The sequence below is a fragment of the Pseudomonas sp. SORGH_AS_0199 genome, assembly GCF_031453735.1.
GTDB lineage: Bacteria > Pseudomonadota > Gammaproteobacteria > Pseudomonadales > Pseudomonadaceae > Chryseomonas > Chryseomonas aestiva.
This window is the reverse complement of record NZ_JAVJAE010000001.1, coordinates 4721173-4736847: the sequence shown is the minus strand read 5'-3', so window position 1 is coordinate 4736847 and position 15675 is coordinate 4721173. Positions and strand designations below refer to the sequence as shown.

General features: G+C 68.2%; 16 protein-coding genes. 5 read left to right on the top strand and 11 right to left on the bottom strand.

Annotated elements, in window-relative coordinates:
• Positions 1–62 precede the first annotated feature (62 nt).
• From QE444_RS22195 to QE444_RS22180, 4 genes are all read right to left on the bottom strand, one after another.
• Complete coding sequence (locus tag QE444_RS22195; protein ID WP_187980309.1) at positions 63–1499, bottom strand: NAD(P)(+) transhydrogenase (Re/Si-specific) subunit beta; 1437 nt, start codon at positions 1497–1499, stop codon at positions 63–65.
• 1 nt (position 1500) lies between these two features.
• Entirely contained in the window at positions 1501–1815 is a 315-nt protein-coding gene (locus QE444_RS22190) for an NAD(P) transhydrogenase subunit alpha (protein ID WP_309741723.1), read from the bottom strand.
• Between the two features lie 39 nt (positions 1816–1854).
• Positions 1855–2973: a Re/Si-specific NAD(P)(+) transhydrogenase subunit alpha gene (locus QE444_RS22185; protein WP_285389656.1), complete on the bottom strand. Its 1119-nt coding sequence runs from the start codon at positions 2971–2973 to the stop codon at positions 1855–1857.
• Positions 2974–3096: 123 nt separating this feature from the next.
• Positions 3097–3969: an alpha/beta fold hydrolase gene (locus QE444_RS22180; protein ID WP_285389653.1), complete on the bottom strand. Its 873-nt coding sequence runs from the start codon at positions 3967–3969 to the stop codon at positions 3097–3099.
• Between the two features lie 73 nt (positions 3970–4042).
• Between QE444_RS22180 and QE444_RS22175 the strand changes: the two genes are divergently transcribed.
• Positions 4043–4606 (top strand): TetR/AcrR family transcriptional regulator, encoded by a 564-nt coding sequence (locus tag QE444_RS22175; protein ID WP_285389650.1) that lies wholly within the window; start codon positions 4043–4045, stop codon positions 4604–4606.
• Between the two features lie 60 nt (positions 4607–4666).
• Positions 4667–4804, top strand: a complete 138-nt coding sequence (locus tag QE444_RS22170; protein WP_285389647.1) for a hypothetical protein — start codon at positions 4667–4669, stop codon at positions 4802–4804.
• Positions 4805–5377: 573 nt separating this feature from the next.
• Here the strand turns inward: QE444_RS22170 and QE444_RS22165 are convergent.
• From QE444_RS22165 to QE444_RS22145, 5 genes are all read right to left on the bottom strand, one after another.
• Positions 5378–6154, bottom strand: a complete 777-nt coding sequence (locus QE444_RS22165) for an SDR family oxidoreductase (protein ID WP_285386527.1) — start codon at positions 6152–6154, stop codon at positions 5378–5380.
• Positions 6151–7011, bottom strand: coding sequence for an amidohydrolase (locus QE444_RS22160; RefSeq protein ID WP_133861381.1), 861 nt, complete (start codon positions 7009–7011; stop codon positions 6151–6153). Before QE444_RS22160 ends, QE444_RS22165 begins: the two co-directional genes overlap by 4 nt.
• Complete coding sequence (locus tag QE444_RS22155; RefSeq protein WP_285386526.1) at positions 7008–8300, bottom strand: L-fuconate dehydratase; 1293 nt, start codon at positions 8298–8300, stop codon at positions 7008–7010. The genes QE444_RS22160 and QE444_RS22155 overlap by 4 nt, the downstream gene beginning before the upstream one ends.
• Positions 8301–8406: 106 nt before the next feature.
• Entirely contained in the window at positions 8407–9255 is an 849-nt protein-coding gene (locus tag QE444_RS22150) for an ureidoglycolate lyase (RefSeq protein ID WP_108582447.1), read from the bottom strand.
• 43 nt (positions 9256–9298) lie between these two features.
• A complete protein-coding gene (locus QE444_RS22145) occupies positions 9299–10039 on the bottom strand; it encodes an SDR family oxidoreductase (protein ID WP_285386525.1) in 741 nt (246 codons plus the stop codon).
• 151 nt (positions 10040–10190) lie between these two features.
• On the opposite strand from QE444_RS22145, the gene QE444_RS22140 reads away from it, so the two are divergent.
• Together QE444_RS22140 and QE444_RS22135 are read left to right on the top strand one after the other, a co-directional pair.
• Positions 10191–10955 carry a FadR/GntR family transcriptional regulator gene (locus tag QE444_RS22140; RefSeq protein WP_273863033.1) on the top strand — a complete coding sequence of 255 codons (765 nt, stop codon included), beginning with the start codon at positions 10191–10193 and terminating at the stop codon, positions 10953–10955.
• A gap of 520 nt (positions 10956–11475) precedes the next feature.
• The gene (locus QE444_RS22135; RefSeq protein WP_187980301.1) at positions 11476–12306 is read left to right on the top strand and encodes a PhzF family phenazine biosynthesis protein; all 831 of its coding nucleotides are present in this window, start codon (positions 11476–11478) and stop codon (positions 12304–12306) included.
• 7 nt (positions 12307–12313) lie between these two features.
• On the opposite strand, the gene QE444_RS22130 is transcribed toward QE444_RS22135, so the two are convergent.
• Positions 12314–14131, bottom strand: a complete 1818-nt coding sequence (locus tag QE444_RS22130) for a nucleotide pyrophosphatase/phosphodiesterase family protein (RefSeq protein ID WP_285386524.1) — start codon at positions 14129–14131, stop codon at positions 12314–12316.
• A 132-nt stretch (positions 14132–14263) separates the two neighbouring features.
• Here QE444_RS22130 and QE444_RS22125 point away from each other — a divergent pair, with 132 nt between their 5' ends.
• Positions 14264–15046 carry an aldolase gene (locus tag QE444_RS22125; protein WP_285386523.1) on the top strand — a complete coding sequence of 261 codons (783 nt, stop codon included), beginning with the start codon at positions 14264–14266 and terminating at the stop codon, positions 15044–15046.
• 9 nt (positions 15047–15055) lie between these two features.
• Here the strand turns inward: QE444_RS22125 and QE444_RS22120 are convergent, their stop codons facing one another.
• Positions 15056–15337, bottom strand: coding sequence for a hypothetical protein (locus QE444_RS22120; RefSeq protein WP_187980298.1), 282 nt, complete (start codon positions 15335–15337; stop codon positions 15056–15058).
• Positions 15338–15675: the final 338 nt, after the last annotated feature.

Here is a 15675-nt window from a genome sequence, read left to right as displayed (position 1 = left end):
TCTTATGGGGTGCCAACGAACAGCTCCTCGCGACCACTCAGGCGGTCGCGAGGAGCCACGGCTTAATCCACCGCCTTGACCATCTCCTCGATGACCTTCTTGGCATCGCCAAAGACCATCAGGGTCTTGTCCAGGTAGAAGAGTTCGTTGTCCAGACCCGCGTAGCCGCTGGCCATGGATCTCTTGTTGACGATGATCGTCTTGGCCTTGAAGGCTTCGAGGATGGGCATGCCGGCGATGGGGGAGGTGGGGTCGTTCTTGGCGGCCGGGTTGACCACGTCGTTGGCGCCGAGCACCAGCACCACGTCGGCCTGGCCGAATTCGGAGTTGATGTCGTCCATCTCGAACACTTGGTCGTAGGGCACCTCGGCCTCGGCCAAGAGCACGTTCATATGGCCGGGCATGCGGCCGGCCACCGGGTGGATGGCGTATTTCACCGTCACGCCGTTATGGACCAGCTTTTCGGTCAGCTCCTTGAGCGCGTGCTGGGCGCGGGCGACGGCCAGGCCGTAGCCGGGGACGATGATGACGCTGTCGGCGTTGCCGAGCAGGAAGGCGGCGTCGTCCGCCGAGCCGGCTTTGACCGGGCGCTGCTCGCCGCTGCCATTGCTGGCCGCGGCTTCCGTCGCGCCGCCGAAGCCGCCGAGGATGACGTTGAAGAAGGAGCGGTTCATCGCCTTGCACATGATGTAGGAGAGGATGGCGCCGCTCGATCCCACCAGCGAGCCGGCGATGATCAGCATGGAGTTGTTGAGCGAGAAGCCGATGCCGGCGGCGGCCCAGCCGGAGTAGCTGTTGAGCATGGAGACCACCACCGGCATGTCGGCGCCGCCGATGGGGATGATGATCAGCACGCCGATGATGAAGGCCAGGGCCACCAGCACGGCGAAGGCGCCAAGGTTGCCGCTGAAGGTGAAGACCAGGCCCAGGGCAAGGATGGCCAGGCCGATCACCAGGTTGAGCGGGTGCTGGCCGGCGAAGCGCACCGGGGCGCCCTGGAACAGGCGGAACTTGTATTTGCCGGAGAGCTTGCCGAAGGCGATCACCGAACCGGAGAAGGTGATGGCGCCGATGGCCGCGCCGAGGAACAGCTCCAGGCGGTTGCCGCTGGGGATCGCTTGGCCGAAGGTGGCGACGATGCCCAGGGACTGCGGCTCGACCACCGCGGCGATGGCGATGAACACCGCGGCCAGGCCGATCATGCTGTGCATGAAGGCGACCAGCTCGGGCATCTTGGTCATTTCCACGCGCTTGGCCATGTAGGCGCCGGCGCTGCCGCCCACCAGCAGGCCGACGATGACGTAGCCGATGCCCTGTACTGCCAGCTCGCTGCCGAGCTTGTGGATCAGCGCCAGGGTGGTGAGCACGGCGAGGGTCATGCCGGCCATGCCGAAGGCGTTGCCGCGGCGCGAGGTGGTGGGGTGGGAAAGGCCCTTGAGCGCCTGGATGAAGCACACCGAGGCGACGAGGTAGAGCAGGGTGATGAGGTTCATGCTCATGTCAGCGCTGCTCCGCCGGGGCCTTGGGGGCCTTCTTCTTGAACATCTCCAGCATGCGGCGGGTGACCAGGAAGCCGCCGAAGACGTTGACCGCCGCCAGGGCCACGGCCAGGGTGCCCATGGTCTTGCCCAGCGGGATGACGGTGAGGGCCGCGGCGAGCATGGCGCCGACGATGACGATGGCGGAGATGGCGTTGGTCACCGCCATCAGCGGGGTGTGCAGCGCGGGGGTGACGTTCCAGACCACGTGGTAGCCGACATAGATGGCAAGCACGAAGATGATCAGGTTGTAGAGGCCGTCGGAAATCAGGTCCATGGGGGCAGTCCTTTAAAGGCAGAGGGGCCGGGCTGGGGCTCAGGCGTTCTTGCGGCGCAATTCGCCGCCGTGGCACATCAGGCAGGCGGCGACGATGTCGTCCTCCAGGTCGAGGTGGAAGGCCCCGTCCTTGAGCACCAGCTTGAGGAAGTCCAGCAGGTTGCGGGCATAGAGCGCCGAGGCGTCCGCCGGTACCCGGGCGGCCAGGTTGCCGTAGCCCACCAGGGTGACGCCGTGCTTGACCACCACCCGGTCCAGCTCGGTCAGCGGGCAGTTGCCGCCCTGGCTGGCGGCGAGGTCGATGACCACGGAGCCGGGCTTCATCTCGGCCACGGTGGCTTCGTGCAGCAGGGTGGGGGCGCGGCGACCGGGGATCAGCGCGGTGGTGATGACGATGTCGGCCTGCCTGGCGCGCTCGTGCACCGCCTTGGCCTGGCGCTCCATCCAGGTGGCCGGCATGGGCCGCGCGTAGCCGCCGACGCCTTCGGCGCACTGGCGCTCTTCCTCGGTCTCGAAGGGTACGTCGACGAACTTGGCGCCGAGGGATTCGATCTGCTCCTTGACCGCCGGACGCACGTCCGAGGCCTCGATCACCGCGCCGAGGCGCTTGGCGGTGGCGATGGCCTGCAGCCCGGCCACCCCGGCGCCGAGGATCAGCACCCGCGCGGCCTTCACCGTGCCGGCGGCGGTCATCAGCATGGGCATGAAGCGCGGATAGTGGTCGGCGGCCAGCATCACCGCCTTGTAGCCGGCGATGTTGGCCTGGGAGGAGAGCACGTCCAGGCTCTGGGCGCGGGAGGTGCGCGGCGCCGCTTCCAGGGCGAAGGCGGTGAGGCCGCGGGCGTTGAGCTGGTCCAGGGTCTCCTGGGCGAAGGGGTTGAGCATGCCGATCAGCACGGCGCCGGGCTTCATCAGCGCCAGCTCGGCGGCATCGGGCGCCGCCACCTTGAGCACCAGGTCGGCGCCCAGCGCCGCGGCGGCATCGCCGAGCTGGGCACCGCTGGCGGCATAGGCCGCGTCGGGCACGCTGGCGCGCTCGCCAGCACCCCGTTGCACCACCACCTGGTGGCCCTGGCCGATCAGTTTCTTGAGGGTTTCGGGGGTCGCGGCCACGCGCGTTTCCCCCGCACCGGTTTCCATCGGGATGCCGATCAGCACGGGTGTTTCTCCTTGTTATTCGTGCCGCCACAATGGGACCTGGGGCAGCGGGATGACTGTCCGGAAACGACGGAGAGCTTTTGGAAAAGCGACAGGCACGCCCTGGGGCGGCCTGTTCGGGGCTCAGTTCACGCCCGGTGCCCGGGGCAGGGCGGCGAACCAGTCCAGGGCGCGATCCCAGAGTGGCTCGGCGCTGGCGCGGAAATATCCCATGTGGCCGATGGCGCCGCCGTGCTGGCGGGGGTCAAGGTCTTCGCGCTGCAGGTCGACGTTGCGATAGGCCTGCATGAAGGCGTCGCGCGAGCGCGGCGTGGCCCAGAGATCGTCCAGGGCGTTGACCGCGACGATGGGGGTGCGCACCGCCGCGTAGCCGGCTTCGATGCCCCGCATGGCCGGGTCGTCGAAGAAGTAGTGGGGATAGCTGCACCAGTGGCGCCACTGGCGATAGACGTCGCGCGGCAGGTCTTCGCCCAGGCCCAGGGCGCTCCAGGGGCAATAGCCCTTCCACCAGGTCAGCACCGGCAGCACCAGTTTCCACATGGCCAGCACCTTGAGTCTTTCCAGTGGCGGCATGTAGCCGTACCAGCCGGCGCTGGTGCCGAAGACATAGAAGCCGGCGACCTTGGCGTGGTTGGGCAGGAGGCCGAAGGCATGGCCGCCATAAGAGTGACCGACCAGGTAGAGGGGGACGTCGCCCTGGGCCATGGCGTCCACGGCGGCGGCGAGGTCCTGACGTGCCCAGTCCAGCAGGTCCATGCGAAAGCCCTTGAGCGAGGCCGGCGCCGAGCGACCGACACCGCGATAGTCCAGGGTCAGGGTCTCGAATCCGCGGGTCGCGGCGTGCTGGGCGAAACGCCGGTAGAAGCCCTGGGGCACGGCGGTGGCGCCGGCGACGATCAGCCGTCCCTGCAGCGGCCCCAGGGCGGGATAGCGACTGGTGCTGAGGCGATAACCGTCCGCGGTGATCAAATCCTCGACGAGGGCGTCGCTGGGCATGGGGTGGTCCCTATGACAGTTGTTATAATGGCTGGACGGTAGATTATGACGACTGTCATAGCAAGGAGAATGGATGACCGAGCAGTCGACGGTACGGGAGCGGGTGGTGGTGGCGGCGTCGGCCATGCTGGCGCAGCACGGCCTCAATGCCACCAGCATCCGCGAGACCATCAAGCGCGCCGAGGCGCCGCTGGGGTCCACCTATCATCACTTTCCCGGCGGCAAGCACCAGCTGGTGGTGGAAGCGGTGGAGCTGGCCGGCGCCCAGGTAAGTCGCGATCTGGAGCGGCAGCTGCAGGCCGGGGCGCTGGCGGGGATCCAGGGCTTTTTACGGCTCTGGCGCGACATCCTGCTGGACTCGGATTTTCGCGTCGGCTGCCCGGTGATGGCGGTGGCGGTGGAAGAACCGGTGGACGAGATCGCCCAGCGCGAGCTGGACACGGCGGCGGGCATCTATCGCCGCTGGGAGGCGCGTTTGCAGGTGGCGCTGGTCGAGCACGGCCATACAGAGCAAGCGGCCACGGGGCTGGCCACGCTGCTGGTGGCGGCGGTGCAGGGAGTGATCCCGCTGTGCCGCGCCCAGCGCAGCATCGAACCCTTCGACCGGGTCGCCGAACGTCTGGTGGCGCTGGTCTAGCGGGAACGTCACCAGGGCTGGCGGACTCAACCGAGGGCACTTCTTTTATTGGAGTACCTCATGAATCCCGAACCCGTGGACGACCAGCAGACCCCCCACGACTACGACGAATACGGCGACGTGCCGGATTCGGCGAACACCACCACCACCGAAGAGCGCGAAGACCAGGACGACAGTCCCTTGAGTCCGAAGCGCTAGCGAGTTGGGTGCCCGGCGGGTGGACAAGGCTGCGCCGTTGTCCACGCTACAGGTGCCTCGCTGCGGTCCTCTTCGTTGGGCTTCGCTGTGCTCAGCGCCAACCTACGTCGAGCGCGCGGCTTTTTCACGCGCCGATGATCCCGGCTAACGCCGAACCTGAACACGATCCACTGAACCGCCCCCTCTCCCTCTGGGAGAGGATTGGGGTGAGGGTGCCTGCCCCCTTGTTGGGCTTCGCTGTGCTCAGCGCCAACCTACGTCGAGCGCGCGCAACGTTTTCACGCGCCGATGATCCCGGCTAGCGCTGAACCTGAACACGATCCACCGAACCGCCCCCTCTCCCTCTGGGAGAGGATTGGGTGAGGGCGCCTGTCCTCTTTTTGGGCTTCGCTGCGCTCAGCGCCAACCTACGTCGAGCGCGCGGCTTTTTCACGCGCCGATGATCCCGGCTAACGCCGAACCTGAACACGATCCACTGAACCGCCCCCTCTCCCTCTGGGAGAGGGTTGGGGTGAGGGCGCCTGCCCCCTTGTTGGGCTTCGCTGCGCTCAGCGCCCACCTACGGCCACGTCTTCACGTCAAGGCCCGATCCAGATGCAGGTAGCCGCCGTCGACGCTCAGCCACTGGCCGGTGGTATGGCTGGAGCGTGGCGACAGCAGAAAGGCAACAGTGTCGGCGATCTCCTCCGGTATGGTCATGCGGCGACCGAGGGGAATGCGCGCGGTGATGGCGGCAAGCTTGGCGGCCGGGTCGGGAAAGCCCTGCAGCCAGCGTTCGTAGAGCGGCGTCATCACCTCGGCGGGGATCACCGCGTTGACGCGGATGCCGTCGTTCAGCAGCGAGGCCGCCCACTCCCGGGTCAGGGCCAGCACGCCGCCCTTGGCCGCGGTGTAGCCGCTGGTGTCGCCCTGGCCGGAGAGGGCGGTCTTGGAGGCGATGTTGACGATGGCGCCGGTGCTGGCGCGCAGCGCCGGCAGGCAGAGGTGCGCCAGGTGGTAATAGTGCACCAGATTGCGTTCCAGGGAGGCGACGAAGGCGGCGCGACCGGCGCTGAGACTCACGCCATCGTTGACCCCGGCGTTGTTGACCAAGCCATCGATGCGCCCATAGGCATCCTGCACGGCGGCCACGGTCCGCTCGCAGGCGGCTTCGTCGCACAGCTCCACGGTGAAGGCCCGCGCCCTGGGCTGCCGTTCGGCCAGTTGCGCGGCGAAGTCGGCCGCCAGCGGCTCGCGGGCGAGGATCACCGGGATGGCGCCTTCGGCGGCCAGGGCCAGGGAGATGGCGGCGCCGATGCCGGAGCCACCGCCGCTGACCAGGAGCACCTTGTCGGTCAGCTGCAGATTCATGCCACCTTCTCCCGTGGCTGGGTGCCGAGGCCATAGAGGCGGGCCGCGTTGCCGCCAAAGACCGCTTCGCGCTCACTGGGCGTGAGATCCAGCAGCGCCTGTTCGGCCAGGTCGACCACCTCGGCGTAACTGGCGGCCAGGGTGCAGACCGGCCAGTCGGAGCCGAACAGCAGCCGCTCCGGCCCGAAGGCCTCCAGCGCGATGCGGGCGTAGGGCAGCAACTGCTCCGCCTGCCAGCCGTGCCAGTCGGCCTCGGTGACCAGCCCGGACAGCTTGCAATGCACATGGGGCAGCCGCGCCAGGGGCGCCAGCAACCGGGCGTATTCCGCAGGCGCCACTCGGCCCGGCGGCTTGCCCAGGTGGTCCAGCACCAGCACGCCGTGGTCGTGGCGCGCGGCGAATGCCGTGGCGGCGGGCAGGGTCTCGGCGTGGATCAGCAGTTCATAGAGATAGCCGTGCCGCTGCAGGGTGGCGACGCCCTGGTTGGCGGCGGCATCGGCCAGCCAGGCACCGGGGTCGGCCTCGTCCTGCACCGGATGGCGAAAGCCGCGCAGGTGACGACTGCCCTGGCGGCGTTCCAGGCGCGCCACCAGGTCGGCGGCGCGCAGATCGGTCCAGCCGACCACCGCCTGCACCCAGGGCGTCCGGGCGGCGAGGTCGAGGAGAAAGTCCGTCTCTTCTTCCAGGGTGCGCGCCTGGACGGCGACGCAGCCGTCGAAACCGGCCCGCTGCAGGTGCGGTTGCAGATCGGCGGGCAGGTGGTCCCTTTGCAGCCCGGCCATGCGCCCGTCGATCCAGGCGAATTCGGCCGGCCGATAACGCCAGAAGTGCTGGTGGGCATCCAGGCGCGGGCTCATGACGGCTGTCCTCCGGCATGGCGGTAGCGCGCGCGGGAGGCGGCCTTGATGGCGATGGAGAACCCCGGCGCCTGGGGTGCCAGGTAGGCGGCGCCGCGCACCCGGCAGGGGTCCTCGAAGTGTTCGTGGAGGTGATCGACGTATTCCACCACCCGGCCCTCATGGGTGCCGGCGACGCAGAGGTAGTCGATCATCGCCAGGTGCTGCACGTATTCGCAGAGGCCCACGCCGCCGGCATGGGGGCAGACCGGCAGGTCGTACTTGGCGGCCATCAGCTGCACCGCCAGCACCTCGTTGAGGCCGCCCAGGCGGCAGGCGTCGAGCTGCACCACGTCCAGGCCGCCGCGCATGATGAATTGCTTGAAGAGGATGCGGTTCTGGCACATCTCGCCGGTGGCCACCTTGACCGGCGCCACCGCCTCGCGGATGGCGCGATGGCCTTCCACGTCGTCGGGGCTGGTGGGCTCCTCGATGAACCAGGGCTTGGCGAACGCCAGTTCGCGCACCCAGTCGATGGCCTCGCCGACTTCCCACACCTGGTTGGCGTCGATCATCAGGTGGCGCTCGGGGCCGATCACCTCGCGGGCGATGCGCACCCGGCGGATGTCGTCGGCGAGGTCGCGACCGACCTTGAGCTTGATGTGGGAGAAGCCGGCGTCGATGGCCTCCTGGCAGAGGCGGCGCAGCTTGTCGTCGGGATAGCCGAGCCAGCCGGCCGAGGTGGTGTAGCAGGGATAGCCCTCGGCTTCGAGGCGCTGCAGTCGCTCGGCCTTGCCCTCGGCGCGCTGGCACAGCAGGACCAGGGCCTCTTCGGGAGTGATGCAGTCGGTGAGATAGCGGAAGTCGATGCAGCGCACCAGCTCCTCGGGGCTCATCTCCGCTACCAGGCGCCAGACCGGCTTGCCCACGGCGCGCGCCCAGAGGTCCCAGGCGGCGTTGACCACCGCGCCGGTGGCCAGGTGGATGGCGCCCTTGTCCGGGCCGATCCAGCGCAACTGGCTGTCGCCGGTGATATGGCGCCAGAAGCGGCCCGGATCTTCCTGGATCCACTCCAGGGTCAGGCCGCGCACCCGCGGCTCCAGGGCGCGCAGGGCGGCGCAGCAGATCTCGTTGCCGCGGCCGATGGTGAAGGTGAGACCGTGGCCTTCCAGCCCCGGCTGGTCGGTCTGCAGGATGACGTAGGCGGCGGAGTAGTCCGGATCGGGGTTCATGGCATCGGAGCCATCCAGCGCCTGGCTGGTGGGGAAGCGGATGTCTTCGATCTGCAGGCCGGTAATTGTTGTTGGCATGGCGCTGTCCTCGAGGGGATTTCGCGGGCTGAGCGAGCCCGGCCCCGTGCCCGCTCGATGAAAGCGGGCACGGGGAGGCTGATAGGCAGGGATGGGGCTGTCGGGTCTAGTCGGCGGCGACGGTGCGCTGGTGCTGCTCGCCCAGGCCCTGGATGCCCAGGCGCATTTCCTGGCCGGGCTTGAGGTACACCGACTGCGGCTTGACGCCCATGCCCACGCCCGGCGGGGTGCCGGTGGAGATGACGTCACCCGGTTGCAGGCTCATGCAGCGGCTGAGGTAGGCGATGATCTGGGCCACCGTGAAGATCATGGTGCGGGTGTTGCCGTTCTGGTAGCGGTGGCCGTCCACCTCCAGCCAGAGATCGAGATTTTGCGGATCGGCCACCTCGTCGGCGGTGACCAGCCAGGGGCCGAGCGGGCCGAAGGTGTCGAAGCCCTTGCCCTTGTCCCAGGTGCCGCCGCGTTCGAGTTGCCACTCGCGCTCGGAGACGTCGTTGACCACGCAATAGCCGGCCACATGGTCCAGGGCATTGGCCTCGTCGATGTAGCGTCCGGCCTTGCCGATCACCACGCCCAGCTCCACTTCCCAGTCGGTCTTGGTCGAGTCGCGGGGGATCTGCACCGCGTCGTTGGGACCGCAGATGGCGCTGGTCCACTTGTTGAACACCACCGGTTCCTTGGGTACGTCCAGGCCGGATTCGGCGGCGTGGTCGGCGTAGTTGAGACCGATGCAGATGAACTTGCCGACCCGACCCACGCAGGGGCCCAGGCGCGGGGTGCCGTCCACCAGCGGCAGACTGTTTGGGTCCAGCTGGCGCAAGCGGGCCAGGGACTCGGCGCCGAGCGCTTCGCCGGCGAGGTCGGCCACCTGGCCGGAGAGATCGCGAAGCCGGCCCTGGGCATCCAGCAGACCGGGTTTTTCCTGGCCCTGGGGGCCGTAGCGCAAGAGTTTCATCGGAGCTCCTATGAGGGGAAAAGGGTGCGGACGAAAAACGGCGTCAGACGCTCCAGCCACCATCGATCACCTGGGCGGTCCCGGTGACGAAGGCGGCGGCGTCGGAGGCAAGATACATGGCGAGGGCGGCGATCTCCTCCGGCCGACCGACGCGACCTATCGGCTGGCGGGCGGCGAAGGCGGCCTGCACCTCGGCTTCGCTGCGGCCTTCGCGGGCGGCCTGGTCGGCGATGCGCTGGTGCAGCGAGGGGGAATCCACGGTGCCGGGGCAGATGGCGTTGCAGCGGATGCCCTGGCCGACGTAGTCGGCGGCCACCGACTTGGTCAGGCCGATCACCGCCGCCTTGCTGGCGCCATAGGCGCAGCGATTGGCCACGCCCTTGAGGCTGGAGGCGATCGAGGCCATGTTGATGATGCAGCCGCCGCCCTGGGCCAGCATGCCGGGCAGCACGGCGCGGATCATCCGGTACATGGCGGTGGCATTGAGTTCGAAGGAGAAGCGCCAGGCCTCTTCGTCGCAATCGAGGATGCTGCCGGCGTGGACATAGCCGGCGCAGTTGAACAGCACGTCGAAGCTACCCAGCTCGGCGACCAGGGCGGTCACGGCGGCCGCGTCGGTGACGTCGAGCACCCGGGTCTGCAGCCCTTCGAGGCTGTCCAGGGCGGCGGCATTGATGTCGGTGGCGATGACCTCGGCACCGGCGCGATGGAAGGCGAGGGCGGTGGCCCGGCCGATCCCCTGGCCGGCGGCGGTGACCAGGACGCGTTTGCCTGCGTGACTCATGTGGAGACCTCTTGGCTGATTATTGTTGTGAGGTGCCCGACCGCCAGCGGTCAATGGTCAGGCCATTGGTCCTATTGTTTAGACCCTGCTAGGCTCTCAGGCAAGGATTTTTTCGCGGCAGACTGCGCGAGCTGCATGAGACGAGACCGCCATGCCCCTTCAGGTGATTGAAAAACCACGGCTTTACCGGCAGATCGCCGACCAGTTGCGCGCCCTTATCGACGGCGGCGAATACCCGCCGGGCAGTTGCCTGCCCGCCGAGCGCGAACTGGCCAAGCAACTGGGGGTGAGTCGCGCCTCGGTGCGCGAGGCGCTGATCGCCCTGGAGGTGATCGGCCTGGTGGACGTGCGCGTCGGCGACGGCGTACGGGTCTGCGCCCCCAGTGCCCCGCCGCCACCGGACACCCCGGTGCTGGAGCTGGCTGGGCGTGGCCAATGGGCGGAGATGGATCCGGAGCTGAGCCTGGCGCTGGATCTGGACGCCGAGATCCCGCCCTTCGCCCTGCTGCAGGCGCGCCGCCTGGTGGAACCGGAAGCCGCCGCCCTGGCCGCCCGGCACGCCAGCGCCAGCGAACTGGCCGGCATCCGCGCTGCTTATGGTCGCAACGTCGAGGACAACCGCCTGGGCTCCACCACCCATCCCGGCGACCGGCTGTTCCATATCCGCATCGCCCAGGCCAGCGGCAATCCGGCCTATGCGCTGCTGCTGCGCCACCTGCTCGGCCATCGCTACGGCAGCATGTTCCAGCTCCTGCAGCGCCGCTACACCCCGGAAGACATGACCGACCGCTCTCAGCAGGAGCACCTCGCCATCCTCGACGCCCTGGAAGCCCACGACCCCGACGCCGCCCGCCAGGCCATGGCCGCGCACCTGGATGCGGTAACCCGAATTTTCGGGCGACCAGCGGTGGAGTGAGGGGCGGAGGTGCCTCGGCTTTTCCCCCTCTTCCTCCGGGAGAGGGATTGGGTGGGGGTGTCGTACCCGCGTTGGGCTTCGCCGCGCTCAGCGCCAACCTACGGGTGGGCGGCGGATTCGTGGACAAGGCTGCGCCGTTGTCCACGCTACGGAGTGGCGCCACCACCGCTCGAAACCGCCCTCTCTCCCTCTGGGAGAGGGTTGGGGTGAGGGCGGGTGGTCCGACCGTTGGGCTTCGCTGCGCTCAGCGCCAACCTACGGGTGACCGGTGATTCGTGCGCGGCGCCACCCTGCGCTCGGAACCGCCCCCCCCCCTTCCCTCCGGGAGAGGGCTGGGGTGAGGGCAAGCCCCGCGTCGATGCTGTAGGGCAACACCGTAGAGTGGAAAACCGCGCAGCGTTTTCCACGCGAATCCCACGCGCAATACCCTTCTGTACGGCCCCTTGGCCACCTGGCTGTGGCTGTTCCTAGCGCCTGCCAACCGCGGACAATCGGCTCTTTGCCCCAGGAGTCCGCCGTCATGTCCCTCGTCTTTCATCAGGTCGATGTCTTCGCCCAGCGCCCCCTGGAGGGCAATGCCCTGGCGGTGGTCTGTGGCGCCGATGGGCTTTCCACCGCGCAGATGGCCGCCCTGGCGCGCTGGACCAACCTGTCGGAGACCACCTTTCTCCTCGAACCCACCGATCCAGCGGCGGACTACCGGGTGCGCATCTTCACCCCGCAGCGCGAGTTGCCCTTCGCCGGTCATCCGACCCTGGGCAGCTGCCATGTCTGGTTGCGTGAAGGCGGACGACCCAAGGGCGGCGAGGTGATCCAGGAATGCGGCGCCGGCCTGGTGGCGATCCGTGCCGCCGGAGAGGAACTGGCCTTTGCCGCGCCGCCGCTGGTGCGAGGCGGCGCGGTGGAGCCCGAGGTCCTGGCACGCATCGCCCGCGGCACCGGTCTTTCGCCCGAACGCATCCAGGCCAGCCAGTGGGCCGACAACGGTCCCGGCTGGGTCGCGGTGCTTCTGGAGAGTCGTGAGGACTTGCTGGCGATCCGCCCGGACTATGCCGCCCTGGAAGGCCTCAACGTCGGCCTGATCGCCCCCTGGACGGGCAGCGATGCCGAGGCGCAATTCGAGGTGCGCGCCCTGATGGGCGAGGAATTCGCCGAAGACCCGGTCACCGGCAGCCTCAACGCCAGCCTGGCGCAGTGGCTGATCCCGGCGGGCCTGGCGCCGGAGCGCTACCTGGCCAGCCAGGGCACGGCGCTGGGCCGGCGCGGCCGGGTACGGGTAGCCCGTATCGCCGACCGCATCTGGGTGGGGGGCGCGGTGCAGGACTGCATCCGCGGCACCCTTAGCCTCTAGGCACGGATCACAGCCCGACCGAGCGTCCCTTGAAGCCGGCGGCATCGAAGTAGCGGGTGTCGCCGACATTCTGGGTCTTGAGTTCGGTGACCAGCCCGCCCGCCGCCGGTGCCGAGCGCTGCACCTGGTGGCTGGCCTTGACCGGCTTGCCGCCCTCCAGACTCTCGCCGATCACCCGACCGACCAGTTGCCCCTTGGCCGGGATCTCCAGGTGCAGCAGGTGCGCCAGGGTCTGGCCGACGTCGGCGTTGCTGACCGGACTCAGGTCGACGAAGCCCTTGCGGAAGTCCGGACCGATCGCCGCCATGAAGTTGTGGGTATCGCCGCGGCTGAAGCTGCCGTGCATGCCCTGGCCCTGCTGCAGCCCGGTGTCGGCCACTTCCACGGCGCAGACGTCGGGTTTGCCGCAGCCGCTGTCATAGGAGCGGAAGTTGACCACGATGGCCGGATAGGGGGTGAGCGCCGAGCCCTTGAGGTTGATCGCCGAGAGCGGCAGGGTGCCGGGGATCTTGCCCAGGTCGTCGTCGACGAACAGGCCGCTGACGTAATCCTGCTTGAGCAGCGCCGCGACCACCTTGGGCGCCAGCGCCTTGGCATCGCCCTGGGGCAGATAGACCAGGTCCGAACCGCCGTTGGCCGCCACCACCACCTCCGGCTTGGTCGCGTCGGGGCCGATCAGGCCATTGGCCTTGCTCGGGTGCTGGCCCTGGTCCATCGCCACTGCGGTGTCCTTGGCGTCCGGATCGAGCAGCGGCAAGTTCAGCGCCGCGGCGAGATCCAGGGCGAGGAAGCCGGGTGGCAGCTGCCCCTTGGGCACGTCGGGGTAGCTGGCCTTGGCCGCCGGACTGGTCTTGCTCTCCTTGGAAATGGTGGAGAAGCCGTGGTCGGCGCTGACGAAGATGTCGGTGTTGCCGTCCAGGCCCAGTTCCTTCAGCCGGGCGCGCAGGGCGCCGAGGTTGGCATCGACGTTGCGGATGGCGGCCAGGCTGGTGGGGCCGTTGATGCCCGGGGTGACCTTGCCCAGGCTGTCGCCCTGGTTGTGCTGGGTGCCGTCGGGATCGCGCGACCAGAACACCAGCACGAAGGGCTTGCCGCTTTCCTTGAAACGCGGCAGCAGCACCTGGTTGGTGACCTCGAGGAAGTAGCGCTGCTGCTCGACGTTGGCGCTCAGGGTGCCAGGCGTGGTGGCGTTGCCGGCCTTGCCGTTGGCGCCCCGGCTCGGGGCTTCCAGCGGCAGACCGGCCTGTTTCAGGGCGTCCTGCATGGCCGCGCTCAGGGGAATGCCGGTGGGATGGCCGGTGGAGTCGTCGACGATCACCGTCTTCTCGCCGTCGCGGGCGGTCACGTCCTGGATGGCCACCGGGCCGAGCTTGCCGACGGCGGCGGTGGAGAGGCCCGCCTGGCGCGCGGCGGCGAGCAGGGTTTCCTCGTCCAGGTAGTTGCCGGCGAAATGTTCGTCGACGTCGCCCAGGACCTCGTCGTTTTCCAGGAAGGGCGTGACACTGTTGTTCGCCCCTGGAACCGGGAAGCCGGTGTAGATCGTGTTACTGAAATCCCCGGTGTCGCCCAGGTAGTGCCCGGTGGCCAGGGCCGAGGCATTGGGCGTGGTGAAGGTCGGGAACAGCGAGTGGCTGTTCTGGAAGTTCACGCCCTCGCGCCGCAGCTGGGCCAGATTCGGTGCGGTCTGGGCATCGACGATGTTGGCGCGCAGGCCATCGGGGATGAAGAGGATGACGTTGCGCGCCGGTTCCGCGGCCATGACGGCCGAGCTGGCAAGTAGGGCGAGACTGCAGGCACGGGCAAGACGGGTAGGAAGGAACGTCATGGAAGATTCTCTGCGCAGGTGGAAAGACAGCAGAGATGTAACAAGGGATTGCTGCAATTTTATGATGACAACGCTATGACAGGGGGCGGCATCCTTTGTGCAACACCTGGGTCCCCGTCCAAGGAGCTGCCCATGGCCCACGCTTTCGAGAGTACCGTCGCCGCTACCCGTCACCGTGATCTGGATACCCCGGCCATCCGCCAGGCCCGCATCGATCTCGCCGCCTGTTTTCGCATGGCCGCCCGCCTGGGCCTGGGTGAGGGGATCTGCAATCACTTTTCCTTCGTGGTGCCCGGCCACGACGACCTATTCCTGGTCAATCCCTATGGCCTGGCCTTCGCCGAGGTCACGGCGTTCGCGCTGCTGATCTGCGACTTCGCGGGCGGTGTGGTCGTGGGGGAGGGGGCACCCGAGGCCACCGCCTTTTATATCCATGCCCAGCTGCACCGGCTCAATCCCGGGGCGCGGGCGGCCTTCCACACCCATATGCCCCACGCCACGGCGCTCTGCCTGTTGGAGGGAGACCCCTTCGTCTGGGCCGGGCAGACCGCGCTGAAGTTCTATGACCGCCTGAGCGTGGACGAGGACTACAACGGCCTGGCGCTGGATGCGGCCGAAGGCGAACGCATCGCCCGGGCGGCGGGTGACGCGGCGGTGGTCATGCTGAAGAATCACGGACCGCTGGTGCTGGGGCCGAGCATCGCCGAGGCCTGGGACGATCTCTACTACCTGGAGCGCGCCGCCGAGGTGCAACTCAAGGCCATGGCCAGCGGCCGGCCGTTGAAGCCAGTGGCACCGGCCATCGCGCACGCCGCCTGCCAGCAGCTGCTGCAGGGCAACGCCGACAGCGCCCGGCTGCATCTGGAAAGCGTGAAGCGCCAGCTGCTGCGGCTGGAGCCGGATTATCGGGACTGAAAGGGAGGATCAGCCGCCGCGGCTGCGACGCTGCGGCAAGGCCTGCGGTTGCGGAGTGGAGCGTTCCAGCGCGGCGGCCGCGACCGCGGGCAGCTGGGCATCCAGTTGTTCGACCAGCCGCTCGCGCAACTGGCGCTTGAGCTCGCGACTCATGTCCAGCTGCCCATGATGATCCAGCGCCAGAAAGCCTTGGCGGAGCAGATCGATGGACAGGGACTGGACGTCGGCGCCGAGGGGGCAGACATCGAAGGCGAGCGACTGAGCGTGGGCTGACGGCATCCTGGTGATCATGACTGTCCCTCCTGGACCTGAGCCCCATCTTGCCAGGCCTGGCAGAGGGCGCTGCAGTGGCAAAGCGCGGACCCGTGGACTGCTGCGCATTTTGTCGACGCGAAAAAAAAGCCCGGGATCCTCCCGGGCTAAAAGCGCAGATGTCAGCTTCTACGATGCCTTTCGGCATGGAGGAGAGCTTGCCACCGCCCGCCTTATGGCTGCCTTAACGCCGCTAGCGAATCAGCTCGGCCAGCAGGGCCATGCAGGCGATGGCGGTAAAGATCAGCAACAGGTGAAGCAGGGAGAGCTTGTCCATGGGCGAGGGCACGGGTAGCGACGCAAAGGGCGGATGATAG

Coding starts and splice junctions, on each gene's coding strand:
- QE444_RS22195 (WP_187980309.1), bottom strand. CDS start 1,499: ATGAGCATGAACCTCATCACCCTGCTCTACCTCGTCGCCTCGGTGTGC.
- QE444_RS22190 (WP_309741723.1), bottom strand. CDS start 1,815: ATGGACCTGATTTCCGACGGCCTCTACAACCTGATCATCTTCGTGCTT.
- QE444_RS22180 (WP_285389653.1), bottom strand. CDS start 3,969: ATGCCCAGCGACGCCCTCGTCGAGGATTTGATCACCGCGGACGGTTAT.
- QE444_RS22175 (WP_285389650.1), top strand. CDS start 4,043: ATGACCGAGCAGTCGACGGTACGGGAGCGGGTGGTGGTGGCGGCGTCG.
- QE444_RS22170 (WP_285389647.1), top strand. CDS start 4,667: ATGAATCCCGAACCCGTGGACGACCAGCAGACCCCCCACGACTACGAC.
- QE444_RS22165 (WP_285386527.1), bottom strand. CDS start 6,154: ATGAATCTGCAGCTGACCGACAAGGTGCTCCTGGTCAGCGGCGGTGGC.
- QE444_RS22160 (WP_133861381.1), bottom strand. CDS start 7,011: ATGAGCCCGCGCCTGGATGCCCACCAGCACTTCTGGCGTTATCGGCCG.
- QE444_RS22155 (WP_285386526.1), bottom strand. CDS start 8,300: ATGCCAACAACAATTACCGGCCTGCAGATCGAAGACATCCGCTTCCCC.
- QE444_RS22150 (WP_108582447.1), bottom strand. CDS start 9,255: ATGAAACTCTTGCGCTACGGCCCCCAGGGCCAGGAAAAACCCGGTCTG.
- QE444_RS22145 (WP_285386525.1), bottom strand. CDS start 10,039: ATGAGTCACGCAGGCAAACGCGTCCTGGTCACCGCCGCCGGCCAGGGG.
- QE444_RS22140 (WP_273863033.1), top strand. CDS start 10,191: ATGCCCCTTCAGGTGATTGAAAAACCACGGCTTTACCGGCAGATCGCC.
- QE444_RS22135 (WP_187980301.1), top strand. CDS start 11,476: ATGTCCCTCGTCTTTCATCAGGTCGATGTCTTCGCCCAGCGCCCCCTG.
- QE444_RS22130 (WP_285386524.1), bottom strand. CDS start 14,131: ATGACGTTCCTTCCTACCCGTCTTGCCCGTGCCTGCAGTCTCGCCCTA.
- QE444_RS22125 (WP_285386523.1), top strand. CDS start 14,264: ATGGCCCACGCTTTCGAGAGTACCGTCGCCGCTACCCGTCACCGTGAT.
- QE444_RS22120 (WP_187980298.1), bottom strand. CDS start 15,337: ATGATCACCAGGATGCCGTCAGCCCACGCTCAGTCGCTCGCCTTCGAT.